This is a genomic window from Salinivibrio sp. PR6, from assembly GCF_001995955.1.
In the GTDB taxonomy this organism is placed as follows: Bacteria; Pseudomonadota; Gammaproteobacteria; order Enterobacterales; family Vibrionaceae; genus Salinivibrio; species Salinivibrio siamensis.
The window spans coordinates 48,936-74,435 of sequence record NZ_MUFA01000017.1 but is presented as its reverse complement, the minus strand read 5'-3'; the positions used below and the strand labels follow the sequence as shown (position 1 = coordinate 74,435).

General features: G+C 46.4%; 19 protein-coding genes, 1 other RNA gene and 1 pseudogene. 10 read left to right on the top strand and 11 right to left on the bottom strand.

Annotated elements, in window-relative coordinates; translation table 11 throughout:
- Window positions 1-145 precede the first annotated feature (145 nt).
- A complete protein-coding gene (grpE, locus tag BZG72_RS13060) occupies window positions 146-790 on the bottom strand; it encodes a nucleotide exchange factor GrpE (protein ID WP_077606433.1) in 645 nt (214 codons plus the stop codon).
- 173 nt (window positions 791-963) lie between these two features.
- Between grpE and nadK the strand changes: the two genes are divergently transcribed.
- From nadK to bamE, 3 genes are all read left to right on the top strand, one after another.
- Entirely contained in the window at window positions 964-1,845 is an 882-nt protein-coding gene (gene nadK / locus BZG72_RS13055; RefSeq protein WP_046075184.1) for an NAD(+) kinase, read from the top strand.
- 184 nt (window positions 1,846-2,029) lie between these two features.
- On the top strand, window positions 2,030-3,697 hold the full coding sequence (recN, locus tag BZG72_RS13050) for a DNA repair protein RecN (protein ID WP_046075183.1): 1,668 nt from the start codon (window positions 2,030-2,032) through the stop codon (window positions 3,695-3,697).
- 253 nt (window positions 3,698-3,950) lie between these two features.
- Window positions 3,951-4,307 (top strand): outer membrane protein assembly factor BamE, encoded by a 357-nt coding sequence (gene bamE / locus BZG72_RS13045; protein WP_046075182.1) that lies wholly within the window; start codon window positions 3,951-3,953, stop codon window positions 4,305-4,307.
- Window positions 4,308-4,389: 82 nt separating this feature from the next.
- On the opposite strand, the gene BZG72_RS13040 is transcribed toward bamE, so the two are convergent.
- Together BZG72_RS13040 and BZG72_RS13035 are read right to left on the bottom strand one after the other, a co-directional pair.
- Complete coding sequence (locus tag BZG72_RS13040; protein ID WP_077666970.1) at window positions 4,390-4,740, bottom strand: RnfH family protein; 351 nt, start codon at window positions 4,738-4,740, stop codon at window positions 4,390-4,392.
- Window positions 4,733-5,164 (bottom strand): SRPBCC family protein, encoded by a 432-nt coding sequence (locus tag BZG72_RS13035; RefSeq protein ID WP_046075180.1) that lies wholly within the window; start codon window positions 5,162-5,164, stop codon window positions 4,733-4,735. The genes BZG72_RS13040 and BZG72_RS13035 overlap by 8 nt, the downstream gene beginning before the upstream one ends.
- Window positions 5,165-5,319: 155 nt before the next feature.
- Between BZG72_RS13035 and smpB the strand changes: the two genes are divergently transcribed.
- The 3 genes from smpB (at window position 5,320) to BZG72_RS13020 (ending at window position 7,968) form a co-directional block, all read left to right on the top strand.
- On the top strand, window positions 5,320-5,805 hold the full coding sequence (gene smpB, locus BZG72_RS13030) for an SsrA-binding protein SmpB (protein ID WP_046075179.1): 486 nt from the start codon (window positions 5,320-5,322) through the stop codon (window positions 5,803-5,805).
- 47 nt (window positions 5,806-5,852) lie between these two features.
- Window positions 5,853-6,219, top strand: a transfer-messenger RNA (tmRNA) gene (ssrA, locus tag BZG72_RS13025).
- 60 nt (window positions 6,220-6,279) lie between these two features.
- Window positions 6,280-7,968: a site-specific integrase gene (locus tag BZG72_RS13020; RefSeq protein WP_077666979.1), complete on the top strand. Its 1,689-nt coding sequence runs from the start codon at window positions 6,280-6,282 to the stop codon at window positions 7,966-7,968.
- Between the two features lie 459 nt (window positions 7,969-8,427).
- Here BZG72_RS13020 and BZG72_RS13015 read toward each other — a convergent pair whose 3' ends face one another.
- Window positions 8,428-10,755 carry a hypothetical protein gene (locus BZG72_RS13015; RefSeq protein WP_077666969.1) on the bottom strand — a complete coding sequence of 776 codons (2,328 nt, stop codon included), beginning with the start codon at window positions 10,753-10,755 and terminating at the stop codon, window positions 8,428-8,430.
- Between the two features lie 1,394 nt (window positions 10,756-12,149).
- Window positions 12,150-12,701 (bottom strand): recombinase family protein, encoded by a 552-nt coding sequence (locus BZG72_RS13010; protein WP_077459231.1) that lies wholly within the window; start codon window positions 12,699-12,701, stop codon window positions 12,150-12,152.
- A 481-nt stretch (window positions 12,702-13,182) separates the two neighbouring features.
- Between BZG72_RS13010 and BZG72_RS13005 the strand changes: the two genes are divergently transcribed.
- Window positions 13,183-14,355 carry a tyrosine-type recombinase/integrase gene (locus BZG72_RS13005; RefSeq protein ID WP_077666968.1) on the top strand — a complete coding sequence of 391 codons (1,173 nt, stop codon included), beginning with the start codon at window positions 13,183-13,185 and terminating at the stop codon, window positions 14,353-14,355.
- Between the two features lie 69 nt (window positions 14,356-14,424).
- On the opposite strand, the gene BZG72_RS13000 is transcribed toward BZG72_RS13005, so the two are convergent.
- On the bottom strand, window positions 14,425-15,507 hold the full coding sequence (locus BZG72_RS13000) for a type I restriction endonuclease (protein WP_077578340.1): 1,083 nt from the start codon (window positions 15,505-15,507) through the stop codon (window positions 14,425-14,427).
- A gap of 423 nt (window positions 15,508-15,930) precedes the next feature.
- Between BZG72_RS13000 and BZG72_RS16135 the strand changes: the two are divergent.
- From BZG72_RS16135 to dgt, 3 genes and pseudogenes are all read left to right on the top strand, one after another.
- Window positions 15,931-16,056: pseudogene (locus BZG72_RS16135) on the top strand (oxidoreductase); the annotation flags it as partial.
- Window positions 16,057-16,696: 640 nt separating this feature from the next.
- A complete protein-coding gene (locus BZG72_RS12995) occupies window positions 16,697-17,602 on the top strand; it encodes a hypothetical protein (protein WP_077666967.1) in 906 nt (301 codons plus the stop codon).
- Window positions 17,603-17,918: 316 nt separating this feature from the next.
- Window positions 17,919-19,367 (top strand): dGTPase, encoded by a 1,449-nt coding sequence (gene dgt, locus BZG72_RS12990; protein WP_198930072.1) that lies wholly within the window; start codon window positions 17,919-17,921, stop codon window positions 19,365-19,367.
- 44 nt (window positions 19,368-19,411) lie between these two features.
- On the opposite strand, the gene BZG72_RS12985 is transcribed toward dgt, so the two are convergent.
- From BZG72_RS12985 to eutB, 5 genes are all read right to left on the bottom strand, one after another.
- Window positions 19,412-20,656 carry a dicarboxylate/amino acid:cation symporter gene (locus BZG72_RS12985; RefSeq protein WP_077666966.1) on the bottom strand — a complete coding sequence of 415 codons (1,245 nt, stop codon included), beginning with the start codon at window positions 20,654-20,656 and terminating at the stop codon, window positions 19,412-19,414.
- A 248-nt stretch (window positions 20,657-20,904) separates the two neighbouring features.
- On the bottom strand, window positions 20,905-21,309 hold the full coding sequence (locus BZG72_RS12975; protein WP_046075156.1) for a hypothetical protein: 405 nt from the start codon (window positions 21,307-21,309) through the stop codon (window positions 20,905-20,907).
- A 13-nt stretch (window positions 21,310-21,322) separates the two neighbouring features.
- Window positions 21,323-23,230 carry a S8 family serine peptidase gene (locus BZG72_RS12970; RefSeq protein ID WP_198930071.1) on the bottom strand — a complete coding sequence of 636 codons (1,908 nt, stop codon included), beginning with the start codon at window positions 23,228-23,230 and terminating at the stop codon, window positions 21,323-21,325.
- 266 nt (window positions 23,231-23,496) lie between these two features.
- Complete coding sequence (locus tag BZG72_RS12965; protein WP_077666965.1) at window positions 23,497-24,444, bottom strand: cyclodeaminase; 948 nt, start codon at window positions 24,442-24,444, stop codon at window positions 23,497-23,499.
- Window positions 24,445-24,482: 38 nt separating this feature from the next.
- Entirely contained in the window at window positions 24,483-25,463 is a 981-nt protein-coding gene (eutB, locus tag BZG72_RS12960; protein ID WP_077578333.1) for a hydroxyectoine utilization dehydratase EutB, read from the bottom strand.
- Window positions 25,464-25,500: the final 37 nt, after the last annotated feature.

The following is a 25,500-nucleotide window of genomic DNA, read 5'->3' as shown; positions in this document are numbered from 1 at the left end:
GGGGTAACTGTGAGAGGTTCAACCCCTCACCGCAATTTTTATTTAATGCTGCCGTTTAAATAAGGGCAGCCAAATGCTTTTCAAGGGGAGAAGGCAAAAAAAACACCGAATCGAGTTCGGCAAGATGCCTTCTTCAGCGTCCTCGTTAGGCTTTTTCGTCTACGTTACCTTGCGGCGCTTTAGACACCATCACCATGGCTGGGCGCACAACACGGCCGTTTAACTCATAACCTTTTTGCATCACCATCATCACGGTGTTTGGCTCATGCTCCGCGCTTTCTTGGATGGTCATGGCCTGATGCAATTCAGGGTCAAACGGCTGACCTTGCGGGTCGATCGCTTTCAACCCAAACTTATCGATGGTATCCATCATGGTTTTCAGCGTCAGCTCAACCCCTTCCACCATTGGCTTGATTGATTCGTCTTCTTTGTCGGCCATCTCCACGGCACGCTCAAGGTTATCAATCACAGGTAAAAGCTCACCGGCGAATTTTTCTAAGGCAAACTTGCGCGCCTTATCCACTTCTTGCTCGGTACGACGACGCATGTTGTCCACGTCTGCACGGGCACGCAGCACACTGTCTTGCTGCTCTTGCACCTTGGCTTCGCTCGCCTCGAGCGCCGCTTCAAGTTCGGTGATACGTGCAATCATGGCTGCGGTTTCCTCATGCTCAATGTCTGCACCACTACTTGCTTGTTGCTCAGCGGCCTGCTCTGTACCTTTGGCTTCAGCAGCTTGCGCGTTTTTCATCGCTTCCTGCTCTTGCTTCACTTTCTGTTCTTCGCTCATGATCACTCCGACACAAATGGCATTGCCCAGCACGCCACTGGGACTATTCAACTTGATTGACGAAAGTATTATGGGGATGAATCTTTGTGATTCAACCGCCCACATAACGCAAATCACGACAATCGCTTTTTTCCCGCGTTATACTGAGCTCAAATAACGATGAGATCCTAATTATGTCGACACCATTCCAGCGCATTGCCTTAATTGGCAAACCTCGTAACCCGGAAGCGGTTAACACACACATAGGCCTCTACCATTGGCTTATCGAGCGCGGTTATGACGTGTGTATCGATACACGTTTAAGCACTAACCTGGGTTTGCCGGATGCACATTATTTGGATCTAGTCAGCATTGGCCAACACGCTGACTTGGCCATTGTGATCGGTGGGGACGGTAACATGTTAGGTGCTGCCCGCGTATTGTCTCGCTGCGATATCAAGGTGATCGGGGTAAACCGCGGTAACCTCGGCTTTCTCACCGACTTAGATCCCGAAGCCTTCGAACATGCGCTAGAAGCGGTATTAAACGGCGATTACGTGGACGAAGACCGTTTTTTGCTTGAAACCGAAATCCATCGCCATGATCAGGTAAAAAGTCATAACGCCTCATTGAATGAAGCAGTGCTTCACCCCGGGCAAGTCGCGCACATGATTGAATTTGAGGTGTACATTAACGAGCAGTTTGCCTTCTCTCAGCGCTCAGACGGGATTATTATCTCGACCCCCACAGGCTCAACAGCCTATAGCTTGTCCGGCGGTGGCCCCATTTTATCTCCCAGCCTCAACGCGATTTCGCTCGTGCCTATGTTTCCGCATACACTGTCAAGCCGCCCGCTGGTCGTCGATGGCAACCGCCGTATAAAATTACTGGTTTCCCCAGATAACCGCGGCACGTTGGAAGTGAGCTGTGATGGTCAGGTCTCTTTGCCAGTCAACCCAGGTGATGAGGTACATATTTACAAAAGCCCGGCCACTCTCAAGCTCATTCATCCTCAAGACTACAATTATTACAATACCTTACGTAAAAAACTGGGTTGGTCTTCTAAGCTATTTTAAGCGAGCCACTTCCTTATTCTTATTCTCCGCATCCGATAAAGAGCAGGTCTTCCTGCTTTTTTCATGCACAATTTTTGTGCTGTTCATCGCATTCACAACAATTCTTGCTAAACAGTATTCACTGGATGAAAAAACAGTATATACTGTATCTATACACAGTTGTTGATAGATACAGGTGTTTCCTATGTTAGCCGATATAACCATTCAAAACTTTGCCATCGTTAAATCCTTGGAGCTGGAGTTTAGTAAAGGCATGACGGCGATCACCGGTGAGACCGGGGCGGGTAAATCCATTTCTATCGATGCGCTGGGTTTATGCCTTGGCGATCGTGCCGATGCCAATATGGTTCGCCCGGGTGAAAAACGCGCAGAGATTTCTGCCAGTTTCACCTTAGAGCAAAACAGTGCCGCGCGTCGCTGGCTACAAGATAACGAACTCGAAGACGGCGACGATTGCATTCTAAGGCGTGTGATCACCAAAGAAGGCCGTTCACGCGCATACATTAACGGAAACCCGGTTCCCGCCTCACAACAAAAAGCGCTTGGGCAGTTATTGATTAATATCCACGGTCAGCATGCGCATCAACAGCTGTTACGTCCCGAACACCAGATTACCTTGTTGGATCAATACGCCGGTCACCAGTCTTTGCTGGATAAAATGGCGACACGCTATCAGCGTTGGCGCCGCACTAAAAATGAGCTAAAAGCATTGATCAAGAAAAAAGATGACATTGATGCTCAGCAACAGCTATTGGAATATCAAGTGGGTGAACTCAATGAACTCGCATTGGGTGAAGAGGAATACCAACACATTGAAGAAGAACACAAGCGCTTATCGAACAGTGGTGATATCGCCATGACCAGTCAGGCGGTAGTGGATCTACTCAGTGAAGGCGAAGAAACTAACACCTTAAGTTTATTGACCGCCGCTCAACAGCGTTTAAGTGAATTAGCCGCAATGGACAATCACTTTTCACCGCTCGCTGAGATGCTTGAAGAGGCGCGGATCCAAACGCAAGAGACGAGTCAAGAAGTGAGCAGTTATCTTGATCAACTCGATATGGATCCTCAACGCCTCCAGTATCTTGATCAGCGCATGAGCACTATCATGAGTTTGGCGCGTAAACATCAGGTGCAGCCCGATGCATTATATGAAACGCATCAACAATTGATTCAAGAGTTGGAGAAACTGGGACATAACGATGAGGCGATTGAGCAATTGCAAGCCGATGTGGACAAACAGTTTGCTGACTGTCTCGACACCGCTGAGAAATTAAGCAAAAGCCGCCGCCGCTATGCCAAAGAATTGAACAAACTGATCACGCAAAGCATGCACCAGCTGAGCATGGAGCATGGTAGCTTCGAGATCCAAGTCGAGAATAAAGCGGAAACCCACCTCAGCCCACTGGGTGGCGATGCTGTGGCGTTTCTTGTGTCGACGAACCCAGGTCAGCCTTTACAACCACTGGCTAAAGTAGCATCCGGCGGCGAGCTCTCTCGGATCTCGCTCGCCATTCAAGTGATCACTGCCCAGAAGGTTGAAACACCAAGCCTTATCTTTGATGAGGTTGATGTGGGGATCAGTGGACCTACAGCAGCGATTGTGGGCAAACTCTTGCGTCAACTTGGCGACTCCACCCAAGTGATGTGCGTCACCCACTTGCCGCAAGTCGCAGGATGTGGCCATCAGCAAATGTTTGTTGCCAAAGACACAGAGAAAGGCAGCACCACGACCCGTATGTACCCGCTCGACTATCAGGCACGAATTAGTGAACTTGCACGGTTACTGGGCGGCAGTGAAATCACTGATCGCACCCTCGCAAACGCGGAAGATCTTCTAGTGGCCGCTTGATTCTGCCAAGTCAAAACAGCGTTGAATGTGGCATTCAAACCGAGAAAAGTGCACTAGCTCTGCTTTTCTCGGTTATTTCCTTACACACGTCGAACTTTTTCACATTATCACCGTCCAAACGCTGGTCGTTAGCAGGTTTTTTACATATATTCTCTGCTTGATTATACTCGGGGCGCGAAAGCCAGCAGGCACGAACTGCTAAGCGTCTTCGAAAAACGTGATTTGCCATCAAAAGACAGTGAAGATATTAACTATGGGTTGGACTAAAGCCGCCGTTGCCTCTCTGATGGCGATTGCCATGATGGGCTGCTCTTATGCCGAAAAACTGGTTTATCGAGTGGATATAAACCAAGGTAATTACATTGAAGAAAAGGCCGTGGACGCCTTGAAATTTGGCATGACCAAAGAGCAGGTAAAGTTCCTTCTCGGCCCTCCTATGCTCGTTGAGTCAGGCTACCCCAACACTTGGTACTTTGTGCAATGGCAACAACCTGGCCATGAAGCGCCGACACAAAAAGATCTGGTCCTCTCCTTTGACGATAATAACCAATTAGTCAACATGGACGGTGATTTCGAGCCGGGCGAGCAATTTTTCGAAGCCGTTCAGTAACGGTGATGCATCCGGCACTCTGATGCCGCTATATATTCATCCTTTAGTAAAGGCGCCGCTCGGCGCCTTTCTTTTTGCCCCGTTACGAGCGTTTGCGCTGGGAATCAGCACGGCCCCCGGTGACAGGATCGGCTTTCCCCTCTTGTTTCGCGCGTTCGGCGCGGCGACGGCGGATCTCTTTCGGGTCGGCTTGCAGCGGCCGGTAAATCTCAATGCGATCCCCGTCGCGCACTTGCGCGTCTAGTTTCACCGGTCGGCTAAATACCCCAACCTTGTTGGTCGCAAGATCAATCTCCGGATAGGCGCTTAAGACACCTGATTGACGAATAATATCTTCCACCGTCGAGTCGGGCTTCACCACGCAGTTGAAGATGCGCTGCTCATTAGGCAACGGGTAAACCACTTCAACATGCAGCAATGTCTCTTCACTCATAAATCTCTTTCGCTCGCTCTGTAAACGCCTTCACCATACTACTGGTTAACTCGCTGAAGATACGGCCAAAGGCAGCTTCAACCAAGCGGTTAGTAAACTCAAACTCGAGATCTAATTCGATTTTACACGCATCACTTGATAGTGGCGTGAATTTCCAGCCACCACTCAAGCGTTTAAATGGTCCATCCACCAGCGTCATATCAATTCGGCTGTTATCCACCAGATAATTCTTAGTGGTAAATGTTTTCTTTATGCCCGCTTTCGCCACATCTAACGACGCAACCATGGTGGTGTCTGTGTGCTCAATAAGACGGGTACTCACACACCCGGGCAAAAAAGCGGGATAGGATTCAACATCGTTCACCAAGGCAAACATTTGCTCAGCACTGTACGGCACTAAAGCCGAGCGGATGATTTGCGGCATAGGGACTCCTTGCAAGTTAACCGCGAGATAATACCATCGAGACCCACTTTGACCAATGTTAGCAAACAACATCGCGAATAAAGTCTTACTCTTTCTGCCCCTGAGTACGATAATCCTTTCATTCTTCGATATATCGCCTTTATAATGCGCACACTATGGCTAAGAAAAACGCAAAGAACAAAGCAAACAGCAACACCATTGCACTGAATAAAAAAGCGCGCTTTGAATACTTCATTGAAGATGACTTCGAGGCAGGGCTTGAGCTACAAGGTTGGGAGGTGAAAGCACTCCGAGCGGGAAAAGCCAATATCAGTGAAAGCTATGTGTTGTTAAAAGACGGGGAAGCCTTCTTGTTCGGGGCTACCATTACCCCGCTTAATGTGGCTTCCACGCATGTGGTGGCCGATCCACAGCGCACCCGTAAGTTATTGCTTAAGCGGCGTGAGCTTGATACCTTGCTAGGCAAAGTCAATCGAGACGGTTTCACGGTGGTGGCACTGTCTTTATACTGGAAACAATCTTTTGCTAAACTGAAGATAGGGTTGGCAAAAGGTAAGAAGTTACACGATAAGCGCGATACAGCGAAAGACAGAGACTGGCAACGTCAAAAGTCCAGGATCATGAAAAACGCAGCGCGTTAATCGTTGACGCGGCAGATCAATCTGTTAGACTCTGCCGCTCACACTCTGGGGCTGATTCAGGATTCGACAGGATTGAGAAGGYCCGTGGAGCATGCCGAGGGGCGGTTGGCCTCGTAAAAAGCCGCAAAAAAATAGTCGCAAACGACGAAAACTACGCACTAGCAGCTTAATAACCTGTTGAGTGCCTATCCTCCCTAGCCTCCGCCTGTAGGACGGGGATTCAGGATAGTCAAAACCAAACAGGATCGCGTGGATGCTTTGACCCAAGAGCTGAAGCGTTAAAACTAAGTTGGGTATGTCTTTGTGTGGCGTGTTTGTCCGCAGCACACTGACGAGATTAAAGACAAACTAAGCATGTAGCGCCATTGGCTAGACTGATTCTGGACGCGGGTTCAACTCCCGCCAGCTCCACCACTTTCCTTTAAGTTGTTGTTTTTATTAAAAGTTCTTTTGTTTCAAGCAGTTAAAAAGCATATGTGTGATACGCAGCTGAGCTACACGGGCGACGATTTGCACATATACAAACGTAAAAACAGCAGCGTTTACTATTTCCAAAAGCGAGTTCCTAGCCACCTAGTCGAGCACTATGGTAAGCGCCTTATTCGCTTCTCTTTGAAGACCTCGAACAAGACACAAGCCAAACAACTAGCCACCATCGAGGCTGGTCGCCTGATGAAAGAGTTTGCGGAGCTCGGTGGCTATTCTGTACCAGAGAAGAGAGTTGAGCTGGTCGACCTTCAGAACATTGCCATTGAGGCCGCCAATACGTGGGTAAAAGACAAGCAAGACAACATGCTAACTGGCTCTGTCGATGTTGAGGGTATACGGAACGGGTTAGAAGCAAGCCTAGACGCCATTCAAGAACATGCAGCAGGCATGTTACACGACAACCTAAAGCTAGCTAATGCATCTCGCGTACACCGGGTTTTTGAGGGAGCTATCCCTAGCCGGATTACCGACCAGTACAACGCGCTCACAGAGCCACAGAAAGCGCGTGTATTCATCGAATTCGCCCAGTACCTAAAAGCCCAGACAAAGACTCTCCTAGGCTCGATTAGCGGCTTCTCGAGCGACATTAAGACCGTCACTAAGCCAATTCCTAAGATAGACAAAGACCCAACACTTGAATATGTCGCTAGTGAGTTCTTAGAGAACAAGCAAACAGAAATGGCAGCAACTGGTAAGCCAATGAGTGAGAAGCTCAAGCAGCGCTATCAAGTATCTATTGAGTTCCTTCTTGGTTTTATGGGGGCTGACTATCCTGTCAAAGAGGTCTTGCCACAAGATATAAGAAATCTGAGGAATGTACTGATAGACACGCCAAGTAATTCAGCCAAGTTAAAGGAGACCAAGAATCTCACGACTCCTGAGCTTATTGCTGTGGTGAATAGTGGGCAATTGAAGCACCTTCCCCCTCTTTCTATCACGAGCATCAATCAGCGCTTAGAAGCGATTTCTGCAATGTTTAAGTTTGCTGTGCAAGAACGATATATCACATTCAACCCTGCAGAAAACACGAGGCTCAAGAAAAGAGTCGCGGACAAGGACGCACGGAGACCATACTCACCAGAGATGCTCGACAGGTTGCTTCAGTTGACCAAAGGCACAGAGCACTACTGGATTGTACGAATAGCACTTTGTTGTGGTCTACGTATGAATGAAATCGTCCAGTTGAGACCTTCAGACATCAGGCAACACGAAGATATTTGGTATATCTCTGTAAATGAAGAGGACGACAAGGCGTTAAAGACTAGCTCTTCGGCCAGATCTGTGCCTCTGCCTGACGCACTGTTAAACCTCGGTTTCATCGAGTTTGTACAGTCATTGAGTACAGAGACGCTATTCGATATTCCCCTTCCAAAACAGGGCGGGTATCGCTCAGACATATACAGTAAGCGCTATGCCTATTTCTGCCGCAAGCATGAACTAAGAGCAGACCGTGTGACTTTCCATAGCTTAAGGCATAACTTTAAGGACTTAGCGTTAAATGCGGACATTCCTGAAGTAGTCTATAAAGAGCTAGGTGGTTGGGCAGACGGTTCAGTAAGCGGTAACTATGGTTCAGGGCTGACAATTGCCAACTTGAAGAAGTATATAGAGACCATAGATTACCCCATCGACGAGCAAGAGGCAGTTGATACTCGACTCCATATGGCAGAATAGCTTCTCTAGGGCTTCCTTATGGCCTCTCAGGAAGCCAATGATAGCCAAGTGGAAACACTGTTGTTCGATTGATGGTAGCTTAGATTTCTATTGTTGGTGCGAGTGGCAGTGCCCCATGATTTCTCTAACCATTTCCTTTAAGCAGTAGACCAAACAAACCACAATGCATCGGTGGAAGCCGTTTGAGGCTAAAGCCCTTGTGTCGGTTTGCCGTCTGTTCTCTCTGATGACTGAGATTGGATTAGTCAGGACGTGCTCTGACAGATTACTCTAGCTCACTTTTGCCCCTTTTCTGCGTTAGCGAACAGACCTCCTCACACCGCCTAACACCTGGACAGCAATAGTTTTTGTAATGGCTATCTGTGATGGTTCAATTTAGTGTAAACGACAAAAGCCTAGTTACTAACGACCGGTTTTCGAGGAAGGTTGCATCCCATTCTGTAGTCTCTCTTTGTTTGCCTAAAAGTAAATATGTGCATCTATTTCAACAGTGACTTCACCCTCTTTATCGATGAATTCGAATTCCAAAGCATTACTCATGTTCTTATTTAATGGCGTCGATTCTTGGTCAATTTCAGGATTGTAGAGTGTAACAAGAGCTGGACTTTCTTTCGTGTCATAAACGTAGTATGCATCTAGAGGGTCACCGGAAAAAACTAAATAACGTTTGACATCTCTATAGTCACTTCTGTCTTTTGAGCTTGTAAAGTTTTTCCAGTCCTCGCTAGTCATGACTAACAAATGGTGGTTTTCTAAGGCTTCAAATTCCAACTCAGACAATGGCAAGCCTTTCTGGGTTATAATTTTCAGGGCTACTATATTGTGAATTCTTTTGATAACGTTGCAGCTACCAGAGCTGTACCCCACTCCCGTGTTATCTAAGAATCTCTCCCTTTCGTATGAACATGAGGGGAGCTTGCAAGGAACTTTTTTATCTTTGCTCAGCGACACGAAACTAAATAGTGGGAATTTATTAGCCAAATCCTGTCCGTTCATCAAAACACCATCTATATATGACTGCTTGATTGCTTCACTTAGAGGTTGTGATTTTCTAATTTCTATTAACTGATTGTTTAGGTATTTTTGGATTTCCCTGAGGATAGGGATTACAACTGAATTGAAGCCAGCTTCTTCATGTTTGATATCGAAGTGATTACAAAATGCTTTGGCGTAAACAGGTGATTTTGCATAGTAAGTCGCCAGTTTTATTTCGTTGCGCATTCGGTTGGCAATTTGAATACTTCTCTCGCCCATGCTTAGAGAGCTTGTGATTGCACTAATACAAGCGTGTAAATTCTTATCCAGATTTTGGAGTCTCCAAGAGTAAACAGCATACATAACTAGAATTGGAACAGCTCTGACATACGCGTGACTAAGCTCTTCGGACTGCAGCGAGCTATAACCATGAGACTTCCCTAACTGCTGTATCATTGAATTCAAAGAAGCAGGCAAAAGGTTAACGCCTAAGCGAGACACTCTGGAGTGGGCTGGACTGAAACTCTCGTGACAGTCGAGAATGCAGCTCCACTGGCTTTTATTTGCAAGCGCTCTTAGCGTATATTGAGCTGTTCTTTTGGCTGCATTTTCTCCAACTTTCTTAATGATTTCAGATACCATTTGTTGTTCATAATCGACTGTAGTTAGCTTAATCTTCTCTCGCTCCTGCTCTGAAACTGAAGAAGTCAACGCATCCTGAACATACTTATCTAAAAGCAAGATGAAATGATTGATGTAGTCCTGAGGATTTGTTGTTAGAAGTTCTTTATGAGCTTCTGTAAAGCTATTCATCTCGTCGAAATGAGAATAATTATAACTGCCGAAGAGTTGAGAAAGCCTATAAATATCATCATCGAAATGACTTTCAAATGAAATAAAGTTTCTATAGTTATCTATCAGATCAGGAAGTAGTTCTGGTTTCTTGTCTACTAAAAAAGAGATTAGCCCACGTACATGGCTATCTATGAATTTGATAGTTTGAGGGTTTTGAATGTCCCACGCTTGCATTCTGTTCAAAAAATCAGCTCTTAGAAGCCAGTATTGACCAGTGTTTAGCTCTTTAATGCTTTCTTCATAGAATCTCTGACTGAACCTATCGAAGATTTTGTAATCTTTCATCTTTCTATCGAAGAACAAAACTAAGAGCCTACCGTAATTTCTTTGAAGTGACACGTACTTGTCTCGACTGTTGGTATTTCTAGCTGATGTCAATGTTGCTGCTAAACCATCCACAAGCCTTTTGATAGCAGCAGTGTCTATTGACCAATCTTGATTCTCACATGTCTTTTCTATTAGCTCAAATAGACGGTTTTCTGTTGACTTATCAGAGATAATTGCTGTGTGCTCAATATTGTAACAGGCAATTTGCACTAGCAGCTCCACTTCTTCTGAATGATTGGTTTTGTTTTTTGTTCGAAGTTTAGAAATTAGGTGCTCAGTTACTAGGTTGTCCGACCGTGTAGCGAGAAATACGGTTTTTATGAATTTAAACTCTTTTACCAGAAGAATAGACGTTACCAGAGAGAATAAAAACTCCATAGATAGAACATAACCATCTTTAAAGATAGCTTTATCAACTGAGCAAACAAATAATGCAAAACTAATAAGAGCAATCAAAGTAACTATCAACTCTCGAAAGAGTGATTGAATTTCAAAGCCCATAATCTGTTCTATGGAGTCCATGTAGTGAGCAGAACCATAACGATTTTTTACACGGTTCAGAACCTCAAGTGCTATTGGCATAGTAAACGCTGAAAATGCTGTGAGAACAGCAATTAAATGTGTGGTCATGCTTAATCTATCCATTTGCTCAACCTGACAATTAACTTATTGTGAATCTCTGCACGCTTAGACGATACAGCTCTATACTTCATGACTTTTTATCGGTTAGAAAAACCAAATTTAAATCAGTGCTATAATTTTGATAGACTAGCATAAATCAGGCTAGCTTGAAGGGGGAGAAGCGGTAATTTAATGACTGGAGTAGACACTTTAAGACACTAAGCATTCTCGCTATGAATAAGCAATATCACATTTTATGGCTACATCAGTAATAGTCTCAATAGCGACACAGTCTACTTCGATTTGTCTAAATTCGGGTTATCCGAAGTAGATAGATTCAATCCGAGTCACTAACTCAAAAATGTCCAAAAACGGTTTTGATGGCATAAGGGACAGTCTGCACGACTAGGTCACGCTTCGCCACCATAGGTGTCAGATTGTGTGTAAGTCAGCTCACTAAGGCATATAGCCAAACCGCTTCTATGAGAGCGTTAGCTAGGGATTGGTCTTAACACAGTCTCTCAGCGTTCTCCTGAATCACTATGATACCTAGACCACTCTCTTAACGCAGTACTCGAAGAGAAACTTAAAGCACAGATGTTCCCATGTAGAGTTACACCTTTTCCAGCTATCACCGCCTAGCTTAAAGCAGATAACAGTATTCAGACCAGAGATATTAAGAGGCCTAAAGCTTTCCTCTTGGTTGTGCCCATACAATATTCCACTAGCACCTACAGACCATACAGCTCAGACACACTCTAGTCGACTGCTGCTCACAATGATAACTCCTTCTATCAAGTGAAATAACAGTCAACGCAGAGTCGCTCTACTTAGCTACTTATCCATGTAAGCAAAGGTGCGATAGTGTTCTGCTGGTGGTCTATTTAGTATCTGCCACGACTAGGGCAGCGGTGGTGTGATGTCACAGAGGGCTCTTAATGTATATCTAAGAGTTTTTCCTTGGGCTCTTCAATTAGACGTTGTAAATGGCTCGATTAGACAGAGACTTCTGATGAGAAAGAGCCTGAGAGAGGGAGGCAGTGAGACTGACTCTTAGTGTATATCTAAAAGTTTTCCTTGGGCTCTTCAATTAGACGTTGTAAATGTCTTAGTGAGGGCGTGAAGACTCGACAACAAGGCTCTATCTTTGAGGCTATCAATGGCTAACCTCTCTTAATGTATATCTAAGAGTTTTCCCTAGGGGTCTTCAATTAGGCGTTGTAAATGCCCTAGTGCTAACGTAAGGAACCATGAAGAGGGCTATCCACGAGGCTATCAATGGCTAACCTCTCTTAATGTATATCTAAGAGTTTTCCCTAGGGGTCTTCAATTAGACGTTGTAAATCAAGCTGCCAGCACAACATTAATACCTGAAGTTAGCGATGCATCGATCGATATTTCACCTATGACTTTTGTAACCTCTTCACCGACGACACAGAGCAGCCCAAAGCCTCAGCCGTAGCATTAATAGAATAACCCTTTGAGCGAAGCTCATGCACCTGCTCTTTGCTTATAGTGTGAGGGCGACCCATATGCTTACCTTCTGCCTTTGCACGCTCTCTGCCTGCGTTTGAGCGCTCTAACATCTTCCTTCTTTCCATCTCTGCAACCTTGGACAGAATGGTCACCAGAAGCTCTCCTGCGTCTGTGCTGAGGTCTACCCCTAACCTTGTCACAATGACGTTCACACCGCCTCTCAGAAGCTCTCTCACGGTGTTTTGCACATCAATGCTGTCTCTCCCCAATCTATCAAGATCGACCGTCACAAGCGTGTCTCCTTCGCGCACATAGTCGAGTAGCTTCTTAAACTCTGGCCTCTTCTCAGCGCTAACTGTCCCGCTCACTCCACAATCAGCGAACTCCTTGTCTATACGATATGTCTTATTGAGCTCTCTTCGTTGGTTCTCGATTGTTTGGTCGTCAGTTGAAACACGGTAATACGCGATAACAGCCATTTCTTACTCTTCATCTTGGTCTATAAGATGGGCTCATAATTTCATATAGGTCTAAAACTGTCAAACAGGACTTATAGGCCACCCTGCCGTAGCTGTTTGAGGTAGGTTCAAAAGGCAACATTAAGAGACCTATAAATCTGAATAATAAATAACCAAAGGTTCTCATTGGGGGGCGTTAGCACTCATAAAATATTTTCCACACCACCAATCCAGATAGTTAAATTTCTTATAGGGCATATGGGGGAAATTTAAAACACTATGTATTATTAAATGCGAGAGAAAATTTTTTACGTAAAAACAAAGCAGAAAAACCATGAAAAATACTAATCGCAAACAAGAAAAAAACCAAGTCATATCATTGAAAATAAAAACAAACAAACCTTATAAAATAAAATGTCACAAGTGAATGAAATACATTTCATAGGTTCCAAAAGATAGAAATAAAAACAAAAATAAAACCCTCAAACAACGAGGCGAAAAGATGAAAAAACCAATACACTCCAACGTTAAAAGAATCTTAGAACACTACGACATACACTTAGAAAAGTCAGGCAACACCTACATATTAGACTACAGAATAGATGGAGAGAGTAAGGTTATTGCGAGAGATAACCCCAGGCATGCTATTAGAGAAATAATTAATGAGAGAGGTGACAGGGAAAAGGCAATTCACCTGATTAATAATCTTAGGTTCTTGAAGCTCAACCCTAAAAAACAACTATATTTCAGTGAATCATTCATGTTAGACCCTCGAGTGATTGAAACGAAAACAATACCTCAGGGGACATTAGAAGAGGCATATGAATCAGCCTGTAAAACGAGATGGACACCAGAAAACATTAAAGACTACAGAGCAACAAGAAGAAAGGCTTATCTTTGCATTGAGTATTTTGGCTGTGACACTCCACCAGCCGATGTAACATCAAGAAAGATTGTTGATTATGTGGCACATTTAAGGGCAAGGGGTTTGTCAAACGCAACGATTAACCGAAATCTCAGCAAGATAAGGGTCGTATTAAAGCATGCTGTTTTACTCGGCTTCATTGACAATATACCTCTATTCCCATGGACAAGAGAAAATAATGCTCGCACAAGAATTCTTACAATAAAAGAGGAAGAAAAAATATTAGAGTTTTTCCAAAAGAGAGGATACTTAGACTTTGTTGACTTTATAAGCTTAGCAATCGACACAGGGGCAAGGGTAAGCGAGCTCCTCCGTCTAAAATGGCAAGACTACAATGAGGAGAATAGCTCTATATTTATTAATAACTCAAAAAACCAAACGTCACGAACCATACCACTTGTTAAAAGGTCGAGGCAGGTGCTTGAAAGAAAGTTACTCGAGAGGGAAGACAGCGATCCAAATCAGCCAATCTTTTATATTACACCAGACTCACTGAGTTGGCACTGGAAAGTCATGAGAGAGTCATTAGGATTTGGTAGTTGTCAAGAGTTTGTACCTCACATGATGCGCCACACCTGCGCAACCAGATTGGCCGAGAATGATGTTTCTGTTCAAAAAATAATGTTATGGCTCGGACATAAGACGCCGTCCATGTCAGCTAGGTATACTCATATGACTGCGAACTCTCTTTTTGGCGTAGTAAAGACTCTTGACGCGACAAAGCGAAAAAGAAGAGCAAAGGACTCGTAAATAGTTAATGTCACGCCATCGGATACCACTAGGTAGCTAATTACGGCTACCTAGGGCTAACAAAGAGCTTTACTCGTACAGGTCTACCGATGCCTTTAACTCCCCTGCCAGTTGGAAAAGGTCATCAACACTGTCGATGGGAGTTTTAGTCTCTTTCTTATTTGAGTCAAAGAGTCCTACATACTTCTGTCGACCGTTAAAATGCAACCTGCACAATGGTTTACGATTATTATCATCAAGCAGAATCCCAAAGTAGCTTTGTGTGTCTCGATGAGCGACTCGCGATACATCGACTTTTTCTCTCAGAATGGCTTTGACAACGTTATAACCATCGAGCTCTTCCTCTGTGGTCACTATCTTAGGGTTGCTACCATCAGCTTCGGAAATGCTTTCATCTTGTTCTGGTTCTTCGTTGGCTCCTCTCGCCTCACGCTCTTCACTGCCTATGGCATACTTCAGACGAGCGTTTATGCTGTCGTTGAGGAATTGCTTTAAAGCTTTTTTCGTTATTTCAGTAAACTGTGCTTTGACCTTGGCTGTTTGCATCCCATCGTAGACCCTAGCAGTCAGAAGCTTTACAAAGTCTTCCTCTGGATCTTGGAACTGCTCTGCTAACACCTTTTTTATTTGATTGAGATACTTCAATTCACCAGCCGCATCGACCACGGAATCGACATCGAAAGAAGTCTTCGTCAGTTTTTTCAGCTCTGGGACTACATGCTCATCGACCTCGGACATATCCAGAATCAAGAACGGTTTATCATCCATTTTATTTGGCGCGTCGAGGTCAGTGAAAAACTGATACTCGCAACCGTTAGTCAATACAGCTATACGAGCGTTGGTCACTGAAAAATATCGGTATAGTTGGCTAGAGTGCTTGGGTGAGAGCGCTTCATTCACTTTCTTACACTCGATTAAGATCTGAACATCCCCGTCTTTCATCAGAGCATAATCAACCTTCTCTCCCTTCTTCGTGCCTGTATCTGCAGTAAACTCAGGGATAACCTCACTGGGGTCGAAGATATCGTATCCAAGCACATTGTGAAGAAATGGCATCACCAAAGCAGTCTTTGTTGCCTCTTCTGTTTCTATCGAGTCAGATAGCTGTCCCACCTTTTTGGACAAAGCTTGTAGTCGCTCTATAAAGTCCATTTCACTCTCCTTATATCTGCTTCAGTGTGCTTGCAGATGCAACAGCTTTAATACATTTGCTTTTTTATTAGACCATCAACATAGCGAGCATGCTGTGACTGGAAGCCCATCTGTACTCATTACAAGACAGCCAATCGACTTACCTATTTACTCACCTACACGACTGAGCTACACTTCAGACAAAATTCGGTATCACACGCTCAAGAACCACATAAAATAAAACCTTTAAATCAAAGAGTTATGTGCAACGTGCTAGGTTTGGGAGATAGCCTCCCGCCAGCTCCACCAAACGTTTGGAAAAGGCCGGTAAATCATTGATTTACCGGCCTTTTTTAGTTTTATAGCTTGAGCGTTGAGCGCTTTGTATGCCAGTGAGCTACATACCTGTGATACAAACTGGGAAAGTGGTACGTCGTTACTCTCAAGCAAGTCATGATGTTAGGTACCACTGGCTTAACCGCCATGCTCTGTGTCCAAGCCTTACTTGATGCCCAACCGATAGACGGGACGATACTTGTTACCGGTGCGAGCGACGGGGCAGGTGCCATGGATACCGTAGGCAGCAAATTCTTGGCTCCCTCCTCATCCGCGTGAAGTGATAACTACACAATATCACCACTCTTACTCTTCAGCCTCCTTCCACTATGGCCTGATTAATCCCTGGATAATTATGCTTTCCATTTTTATATAACTCCTAACTATAAAGAGACCCGTCTACTCTCTTTACTGCTATAAATGAATAAAAATTCACAAACGATGCTTATCACTACTAAAAAGAGCACTTATCGAGTAATCGATTACTAAAAATTCAATCACATAGGGGTTAGTACTTTTTTTATCCCTTATATTGGTCATTTATTCGAGCTGAACAAAACCTGAATGGTGATTGGTGCGACTTCCAGCAGAAAAAATAGAGCAAAAATACTAATTGACACTTAACTCATTATTAACACCATTGTCATGTTACTGACGCATTGCTAGCATAAATCCACATTCACTCGACACAAGTGGATGACGCTTACATCGCTAATACATAAGCGAACGTCAAGGAATAGACTGTCGCTAAGTGTTATTTATCGGATAAAAAGCCGATACGTGTATCGTTACGCTCAATGGCGTAATGCGTGCATGAGGAATAATTAAAACGCGACAGTACTCAGATGTTTTTTTAAAGAAGGGATACTTTAAAGTGAGTAATACTATCCAAAAAACAGCGGTTGCCGCTGCAATCACGCTTGTCAGTGCCACCAGTTTTGCTGGAGAGCTCGGTTCACTGACTAGTGAAGTCAAGATTAATGATTATGAAAAAGGCCTCACTAAAACCGAAGTCACTATTGGTAAAGGGTCTTATAAACTCAGCGACGATTACAGCTTTCTTTTTGATGTCGACAAAGACTTCATTAAAAATGAAGGTGAAGCAAGAAAAGAAGGTTGGGATACCCAATTTGGCTTAGCACAAGGTGCAGGAAGTGTCGGAAGTTTTGATGCAACCATGTATTATTTATTCCGCTACGACGCATCATGGAAAGCCAGTGATGAGTCCGACTCTTCAGATACTAAACAATATATTATTGCACCTTACTTCAGTAAAGATGTCACTCTGGGTGGAAAAGATTTTTCATTCGGTATCGAATTATGGGCGCAGCTTGGTAACGAAAATGATGATAGCTTGAAAAACAAAAGTGGCGTCGAAACTAACTTTTACCTATCCGGCGATCTGTCTAAGCACTGGAACCTCGAACTCGCTTGGTATAACTTCGATTACTACGACACAGAGGAGGAAGAGTACGACTATCAGATTGGTACCGAAAACTATCTAACTTACTCGCTACCACTTCCTGCTGGCTTCATGTTTAATATCGAGAACTATGTTGAGGCCTATCATACGCCAGACTCAGATACAACATTGGCCTATGCGCATATCCAGCCTGAATTAGAATTTAAAAAAGCGGTAAATGAACATTTCTCTTGGCATGCAGGTGTTTCCTATGAAGCATTTAACTGGGAATTCAAAGATGCCCAAGGAAATGAAAAAGACAAAGATATCTTCGATAATAACGAGTTCCAAGCTTATTTAGGCTTCACCATCAAGTAAACGCTATACACTGCAGGCAAATTCACTGCCTTTTGCCTGCAGTGCTTCTTTTCTCCTCTACCAACAACACATTTGATAAGTCAGTCAAACTATCGATTTTTACCAAGTGTGATATTTCTTCGAGACTCAATATTTCTCTCTCTCCTAATCATTAAATAAATACATTATAAGCACACCCAATAACCCGGAGGCTCACAATGAAAAAGTCCCTCTATGCATTAATCTATGTCGCCGCCGTCTTGCTATGCCAAGCGGCGGATTGACAGTCAGTGAAATCCGCCGCACTCTATCTTAAAAAGTGGACAAGCTGAGTGTCATGATGACTGTGAATTTTAAGCAAAAAATCCGTCCAGATCGGCCTTTTAGAACGCAAACAAACGGCGATTTGATGAAGCAGTTTGAAAGCGATCGTGGACGGATCATTAACTCTGCTGCCGTGCGCCGTTTGCAACAAAAAACCCAAGTTTTCCCTCTTGAACGCAATGCCGCCGTGCGTAGCCGTCTCACCCACTCTTTAGAGGTCCAGCAAGTCGGGCGCTATATCAGTCAACTGATTGCCGACAAACTGTCTACCTCGCAACTCGAACCGCCGCTCGACCGCTGCTTGGAGACCTTGGTTGAGATGGCTTGCCTCATGCACGACATAGGTAACCCACCGTTTGGACACTTTGGCGAACAAGCACTCAGTGATTGGCTCAGTGAGCAGGTCCCGTCTATCTACCGCCAACATTTTAATGACGAACTGCCTGAGGAGGTACAGCGCGATCTCTGTCATTTTGAAGGCAACGCACAAGGCATACGGCTGATCCATACCTTACAACAGCTGAACCTCACCTATTCGCAAGTCTCCGGCATTCTTAAATACACTCGGTGTGGTAGCGAGCCGAAACCTGCAGATGACGACGCGCGCGCTTACCTGAAAAAGAAGGTCGGTTATTTTCTCAGTGAACAAGCGTACATCGGCGATTTACAAGAAACGCTCGCCATCTCGCCCGGCTGTCGAGCCCCAGTCAGTTACATCATGGAAGCGGCCGACGATATTTCTTATGGCATTGCCGATTTAGAAGACGCCGTTGAAAAAGGTGTACTGACTCTCGCGGATCTGAAAGCGGTCCTAAAGGCAACCTTTGTACAGCTAACCCAGGCCAGTGAAGGGCATGACGCTAACACCATGGCAACCATGTTAGAGAACGCGGAAAAGCGCAGCCACGGTAGTGACAGTCAGTTTTTTGTCTTCTTGCGTGTGGAGGTCAATAAACGCCTGCCTCGCCATGCCGCCCAACGCTTTATCGACCATTTACCCGCTGTCATTGATGGCACCTTTAACCACGCGCTAATTGAAGACAACAGCGTCAATCATTTACTTGTACAAACGTTTAAAAACGTCGCCAAAGCGCATGCCTTTTGTCACCCTGAAGTGGAACGCCGCGAGCTACAAGGTTATCGCGTCATCCATGGTTTGATGAGCATCTATCGTCCACTCCTCACCTTGCCCAGTGAGGTGTTTACGGCTTTAGTCAACGGCGAGCCAGTCAAGTCACATGCGTCGATATACACCCAGCGGCTATTTAAAAAGCTGCCTGAGAAACATAAAAAAGCCTATCGCGACGCAGTACAAAAACAGGCACTGGCGGAGCAGATCCCTTCTTCTACCGCGCGCGAGTTCTATTTTCGTACCCGTCTGTTGATTGACTATATCAGCGGTATGACGGACCAATACGCGTTCGACGAATACCGGGCCTTTCATGTGATTGAAGAGGGCTAAAAAAACCGCTCCGTGGTTGGGAGCGGTTTTTTACTATATAGCCATTAGCCAAAGCGCTTTTGCCACTTATCAATCACCGTGGCACCTATCAAATCGCCTTGTACATTGACCGCAGTACGGAAGGTGTCGAGTGGGCGCTCAATGATCAGCAAAATAGCAATGGCTTCCAGTGGAATACCCGCTGCCAGCAACACCAACTGCATACCCGACATCGAGCCTGACGGCATGCCCGGCGCGCCTACCGACGAGACCATCGCCATAATGAAGATCATCACAATGCCGGTCGTCGACAGGTCAATCCCGAACAGTTGTGCCAAGAACACTGCAGCAATGCCTTCAAATAACGCGGTGCCATCCATGTTCATCACCGCGCCCAACGGCAAGACCATGCTCGCGGTCGACGGAGTGACCTTGAGCTCATCTTTGGCGGCCTGCATCGAGACGGGCAGTGTCGCAGCACTGGAAGAAGTGGCAAAGGCCATCGCCAGTGGCGCGGAAATGGCACGAAATAGGCTCACAAAGCCAATACCACCAGCGACGCGTGCAATAAGTGGCAATACAATCACTGCGTGGACCATCGTGAGTCCAAACACCAAGGCGGCGAAGCTAAATAGCTGGCCAAATAGATCGTTATCGCCTTGATGGGAGAACTGGAAAACAATCGCAAACACCGCAAACGGCGCCAGCTTGATAATCCCTGCCACCATGGTGTTAATGCCTTTATTCAGCCCACGAATGGTCTCGAATAATGGGTGCGACTCTGGCAGTGCGACAATCAGCGAAATGCCGAACAAAATGGTGAACACCACAATCGCCAAAAGGTTACCCTGAGTCACCGCGGCAAATGGATTCACCAACGCCATATTGATAAGTTTGGTGGCAATGGCTCCGGCACCCGCGGCCTCTTGGTTGATAAAGCTAATGCTCTCATCCACAGGCGGTGCATTGGTGAGCGGTTGCCATTCGGGCATCATCAGCGCTGCGCCAAGACCAATGGTGATCGCAATGGTGGTGGTAAAACCGTAAAACAAAAGTGTTGCACCACCTAAGCGCTTAAGGCGAACCACATTGCCAATATTACTGATCCCTTCCAGTAACGAGAGCAATACCATCACGCCGACCACGGCTTTGAGTAGACCGATATAACTGACCTTGGCAAGCATAAGCAACGGATACCAAGTGGTCTGTTCCGCGTTCTCAATGGGGCCGAATACCGTGCCCACCAGCCAAGCTAGTGCGGCCGCCACCGCAATTTGCAATGGCAAAGAATGTCTAAGGGTTTTCCACATTGTCTTTTCCCTACTGGCAGCATTGCAGCTGCATAATGATGATTTGTCTATTTTTTTGGCGCCAAGAAGCGATAAAGCATACCAAGCTGTCAGACTGGGCTCATGTAAAAATTATGAACAATCTGGAATATCTAGTAACAAAATGGTTGGTTGGAAAATTTGGCCACACTTTTCGCTACAAAATGGGGACAGACAATGATAAAAAGCCCGCCTAAAAAGACGGGCTTGTTGATAAGCACTGTTTTTGCTTATTGGGGACGCTGATTTTGCGGATTGAGCTCAAGGTTAACAGGGGTCTCTAACTCTTGGTTCAACGCTTTTTCTAACTCAGCAACATTGGTGCCTGGGGTCGCTTCCAGCAACGCCACGCCATCAAGGTAACTGACAAAGTCGAGGCCGTATTTTTGTGCGAGCTGGCTGGCGCTTGCCTCACTGACTTTGACCAAAATCGAGCCAGTGACCGTTAATGGTGTGCTTTGTGCCGATACAGCGACTTTATCGCCGACCATGACACCCATTTGCTCGCCACTCATATTACGCGCGTTGCTGTCGGTTTCGACGACCACATAATCTTTGCCATTTAGCTGTACCGTGCCTGCGCTTACACCAAGGCTGATACCCATGACGGCGAGGGCTATCATTAATTTTTTCATACTTCGTCTCCTATTAACCACGGTGACCAATGACACGCAGTGACCATTGCGTCAATTTACCATTCACGCTGTTATTCGCCATCGACTTCACCTCACCCCCTAGGCTGTATTGACGCGTCTTGCCGTCTGTATCTGTGACGTAGAGTGTCCATTGCCCTTGCGATACTTCACCATTGAACTTATGGCTGAGCATCAAGTGGTCAGTAAAGCCTTCTGGGTAGGTGCTATCTAGCGTATTCGATAGCATGCTATTGCGTGGAGACATCAATACACTCCGAGTCCCTGCGGGCGACTCTAACTCGATGAGCAGATCAGACATACGGCTGTGTTCGATCGAAGTCCGCACTTGTACCGCCTCGATAGTGAGGTTATCAGCGACTTGCACACTGTCTGCTGTCGCCACCGCCCCAGCATCTACAATCGCGAGTCCAGTTTCACCCTCTTGGTTGTGATAAGACCACGCCCAATCGGTGAACACTTGTGCAGGAAGTGGCTGATATGTCTTCGCGGCTTCGAGTGCCGCATTAACATCAATCAAACCAAATCCATAGGTTGGGCTATACCAGCGCCCCGCGGCATTTTGCTTCCAACCTTCTAGGCCAGTCACCGTGCGCTCGCCACCAAGTGCCGTTTGATAGGTTAAAAGCACATCGGCATCGTCTGCATCCACGCGTGTCGCGGTTGTCGCCAATAGGTGGCGAATATCGCGCTGCGACAGATTTGGATAGGCTGACATCATCAACGCAAATGCCCCTGAGGTATTTGGCGCTGCAGAAGACGTACCATTCATCACACTGTTGAAATCACAGGTGTTGTCTATCTCTGTCCCACCGTGTAGATCGTGTGACTCATAAGGAATACGATCGTCGCGGTTATAGCCCATGGTACAACCGGTCAAATCTGTGGTGATATGCGCCGGTTTATCGGTCCCATACTCGCCACCCGGCGCGGTCAAGAAGACGCTGCTGCCTACTGAGGAATAGGATGAACGCTCACCATCGGCATTCAACGCACTCACCGTCACGTTCCAGTAATTCGCATTGCTGGATGATTGGTTGCTGTTTTGCCACGGTAACCCATGGTTATCGTCCGCTGGACGGAAGCGCTCACGATTAAATGAGGTACGCTTATAACCATTTCCCGCTGATTTGATGAAAACTGCGCCAAGTCCGCCAAAGGCTTCCGTGCTCATTTTTTTGTACTGGGCGTTTTGACGGCCATCATAGCTCATCGGATCATCACTGTAAGGATAACTGCGGATACCAGAGCCGCCATAGCTTTGGTTGAATACGCGGACATCATCCGAATAGCCTTCGCGACCATGGCTGATTTCCCACGCATTCTGGCTTTGGTATTCGAGATAGTTATAGCCTTGCAGGTTGGCAAGCGGTGCAACCCCCATCCCACCAATACCATTATCACGAACCGCCGCGATAATCCCCGCGACCGACGTACCATGGGCAGTATTGCGACTGCTCCACCCCTCCGGTGTAGGATCATCATCACGCTCTACAAAGTCATAGGACTTTCCAGCGCGGACGTTAGCGGCCAGATCGGGATGCGCAATTTCTAACCCATCATCGACGACGGCGACGTTAACGTTTTGTCCAAGCACTTCTTGACGATGGGCTAACCATACGTTGAGGTCATTGCCAGGTTGGCCTCCTTCGCGAGCAAAGGCATTTTGACCACGGTTAAGCAAATGCCATTGTTCGGCCGTAAAGGGATCGTCACCGGGCAAGCAACGCTCTTCACTGGTGCGGCTGCCATCAATGCTATTATTGCCAACCAGTGAGACACAAGCTTGTGGGTCTGGATCGGTAGGAGGATCGACAGGATCTGGCACTTGGGCCATCGCCCATACCCCTGAGGTATGAAATAGTGCGCCGAGAATCAGCGCAAGAGAGCTGTGTTTGTGCATTTATCATTCCTTTTTACACTAACTAGACGTGTCTCAATTCTGAGAGACCCATCATTAGTAAAAAGAAACAACCTCAATAGAAACAGGCTATTACAAGAAACGTGATCTTATGCCTAATTATTAGAGCATAAGATCTAATTAGTTGAACAAAACCTGCAAAAATTAACCTCTTTGTTACATAGGCATGCAAGGAATGTGAAGTGGAAAACACTTATTATGTAATAAGTTATACCTTTTTGTTTTATAAGACAGCATCAATCACTGGGTCACCCCTCCGTCTTACACAATTCACTGACCACATAATTTGCAATCGCGGTATCCTGTACCCCTGTCCCTGTTAAATCACACACGGTGATCGCCGCATCACTTCGCGCAATGGGACGCCCCGATGCCACTGTGTTTCCTAGTTCTTCCACACATCGTGACAGTGCCAGCCCTTTAAGCTCACCCAGCACCTCCGACTGAGCACGTCTATCCACCAGCACCCAATCCGCATTGTGTAAAATATGAGGATCAAGCTCGCGCTTCTCTGCGCTATCCGAGCCCATTGCCGTGACATGGGCCCCCTGAGGAATATCTTGCCAATGCAAAATCGGCTGTTTAGCCGGCGTCGTGGTAACAATAATATCGGCCTGTTGACAAGCCTGCGCCACATCTTGGTGGGGGATCACTCGCACCCCCAGCTGAGCTTCAACCTCCGCTTGATACCGCTTTGCTTGTGCACTGTCTCGCGCCCAAACATGAACCGTGTCTATTTCTCTAACCAGTTTCAGCGCGGCCACTTGCAACCTTGCTTGCGTGCCCGCGCCTAATACAGTGACCGTTTTGGCATTATCACGCGCGCAATACTTGGCACTTAACGCCCCCGCGAGTGCCGTGCGTACATCCGTGAGATACCCTTCATCAAACAGCACGGCGTCCACTACACCGGTGGACGCCGAGAAAACCACCATTAAACCATTGAGGCTCGGCAAACCTATCGACGGATTGTCGAAAAAGCCGGGACTGACTTTAATCGCAAACCGCTCAGCACCTTGAATGTGAGCGGTTTTCACATCAACTTCGCCGTTGTGCTCGTGAATGGCCATGCTTAACACTGGTGGCATAGTTACCTCGCCACGCCCTAAAGCACTGAACGCATTTTCAATCACGCTGAGACTGTGCCGATTAAACGTGGCGACAGATTCGATTTGCTGACGGTGATATAACTGCATACGGGCTCCTTTGACACCCATCAAGATTCAACGACGAGCTAAGGACAAACCTGCTCACTTAATGCTGTGACCGCTGCTAGGGTGTCGGTTGACACATTGTTTCCACTGACCACGATCACCACTTTCTTGTCCTGCCAATCTAACTGGTGTTGACGCGCAGCGGCCAATCCCACTACCGCGGCACCTTCTACCCACCTATTTTCGCACTGCCACATATCGATCATCGCACGGGCGATATACGCTTCATCCACTTGATAATGTTGCGTCATCACTTGGGGCACCAGGGCAAAGGTATATTGGTTATTAAGGCCAATGCCTCCCCCGAGGCTATCTGCCAACGATTCAGATTCAGGCACAGCTACTGGCTTCCCCGCTATGATGCTTTCATGCATTGCAGCCCCGTCTCGAATGGAAATGCCAATCAGGTCGATATGTGGGGCGATGGTACGCGCCGCTAAGCCAATTCCTCCCACCAAGCCGCCCCCCGACAAGCCCGCAGCAATCACATCAACATCTGGCGCATCTTCGAGGATCTCAAGCCCAATGGTCCCTTGGCCGGCAATAATATCGGGATGGTCAAAGGGAGGGATATAGCACAAACCATCACGCGAAACGGCCTCAAGCGCGGCTTGTTCGGCTTCATCCTGCGAGCGACCCACTACCCACACTCGCGCGCCCATTGCTTTAACAGCGTCCACTTTATTGTCAGGCACCAACGAAGAGAGACATACGGTCGCCGGGATCCCAAGCTGCTTGGCCGCATAGGCAAGTGCACGGCCATGGTTGCCTGTCGAGCAGGTGATCACACCACGCTCACGCAGCGCCTTGGGCAACCGACTCAATGCATAGGTCGCGCCTCGTAACTTAAACGCGCCCGTCGGCTGGCTTGTTTCGAGCTTGAGCCAGATTTGGGCATGATAACGCTGAGACAGCATCGGGGAATAAACAAGCGGTGTGCGCGCCGCCACGGCTTGTATCGCTTGGCGGGCAAGGTATACATCATGCAAGCTCGGTGACACACTCCCTCCTCGTTCGCGTTGCTTGGTCAGTTAGCGC

Excerpts from the sequence above, each read along its gene's own strand:
- BZG72_RS13035 (WP_046075180.1), bottom strand. The coding sequence starts at position 5,164 with ATGCCGCAAATCATCCGCTCGGCTTTAGTGCCGTACAGTGCTGAGCAA.
- bamE (WP_046075182.1), top strand. The coding sequence starts at position 3,951 with ATGGGTTGGACTAAAGCCGCCGTTGCCTCTCTGATGGCGATTGCCATG.
- recN (WP_046075183.1), top strand. The coding sequence starts at position 2,030 with ATGTTAGCCGATATAACCATTCAAAACTTTGCCATCGTTAAATCCTTG.
- BZG72_RS12985 (WP_077666966.1), bottom strand. The coding sequence starts at position 20,656 with ATGTGGAAAACCCTTAGACATTCTTTGCCATTGCAAATTGCGGTGGCG.
- BZG72_RS12965 (WP_077666965.1), bottom strand. The coding sequence starts at position 24,444 with ATGCAGTTATATCACCGTCAGCAAATCGAATCTGTCGCCACGTTTAAT.
- BZG72_RS12975 (WP_046075156.1), bottom strand. The coding sequence starts at position 21,309 with ATGAAAAAATTAATGATAGCCCTCGCCGTCATGGGTATCAGCCTTGGT.
- BZG72_RS13005 (WP_077666968.1), top strand. The coding sequence starts at position 13,183 with ATGAAAAAACCAATACACTCCAACGTTAAAAGAATCTTAGAACACTAC.
- BZG72_RS12970 (WP_198930071.1), bottom strand. The coding sequence starts at position 23,230 with ATGCACAAACACAGCTCTCTTGCGCTGATTCTCGGCGCACTATTTCAT.
- dgt (WP_198930072.1), top strand. The coding sequence starts at position 17,919 with ATGATGACTGTGAATTTTAAGCAAAAAATCCGTCCAGATCGGCCTTTT.
- BZG72_RS13010 (WP_077459231.1), bottom strand. The coding sequence starts at position 12,701 with ATGGCTGTTATCGCGTATTACCGTGTTTCAACTGACGACCAAACAATC.
- BZG72_RS13020 (WP_077666979.1), top strand. The coding sequence starts at position 6,280 with ATGTGTGATACGCAGCTGAGCTACACGGGCGACGATTTGCACATATAC.
- BZG72_RS13015 (WP_077666969.1), bottom strand. The coding sequence starts at position 10,755 with ATGACCACACATTTAATTGCTGTTCTCACAGCATTTTCAGCGTTTACT.
- BZG72_RS13040 (WP_077666970.1), bottom strand. The coding sequence starts at position 4,740 with ATGAGTGAAGAGACATTGCTGCATGTTGAAGTGGTTTACCCGTTGCCT.
- BZG72_RS13000 (WP_077578340.1), bottom strand. The coding sequence starts at position 15,507 with ATGGACTTTATAGAGCGACTACAAGCTTTGTCCAAAAAGGTGGGACAG.
- nadK (WP_046075184.1), top strand. The coding sequence starts at position 964 with ATGTCGACACCATTCCAGCGCATTGCCTTAATTGGCAAACCTCGTAAC.
- smpB (WP_046075179.1), top strand. The coding sequence starts at position 5,320 with ATGGCTAAGAAAAACGCAAAGAACAAAGCAAACAGCAACACCATTGCA.
- grpE (WP_077606433.1), bottom strand. The coding sequence starts at position 790 with ATGAGCGAAGAACAGAAAGTGAAGCAAGAGCAGGAAGCGATGAAAAAC.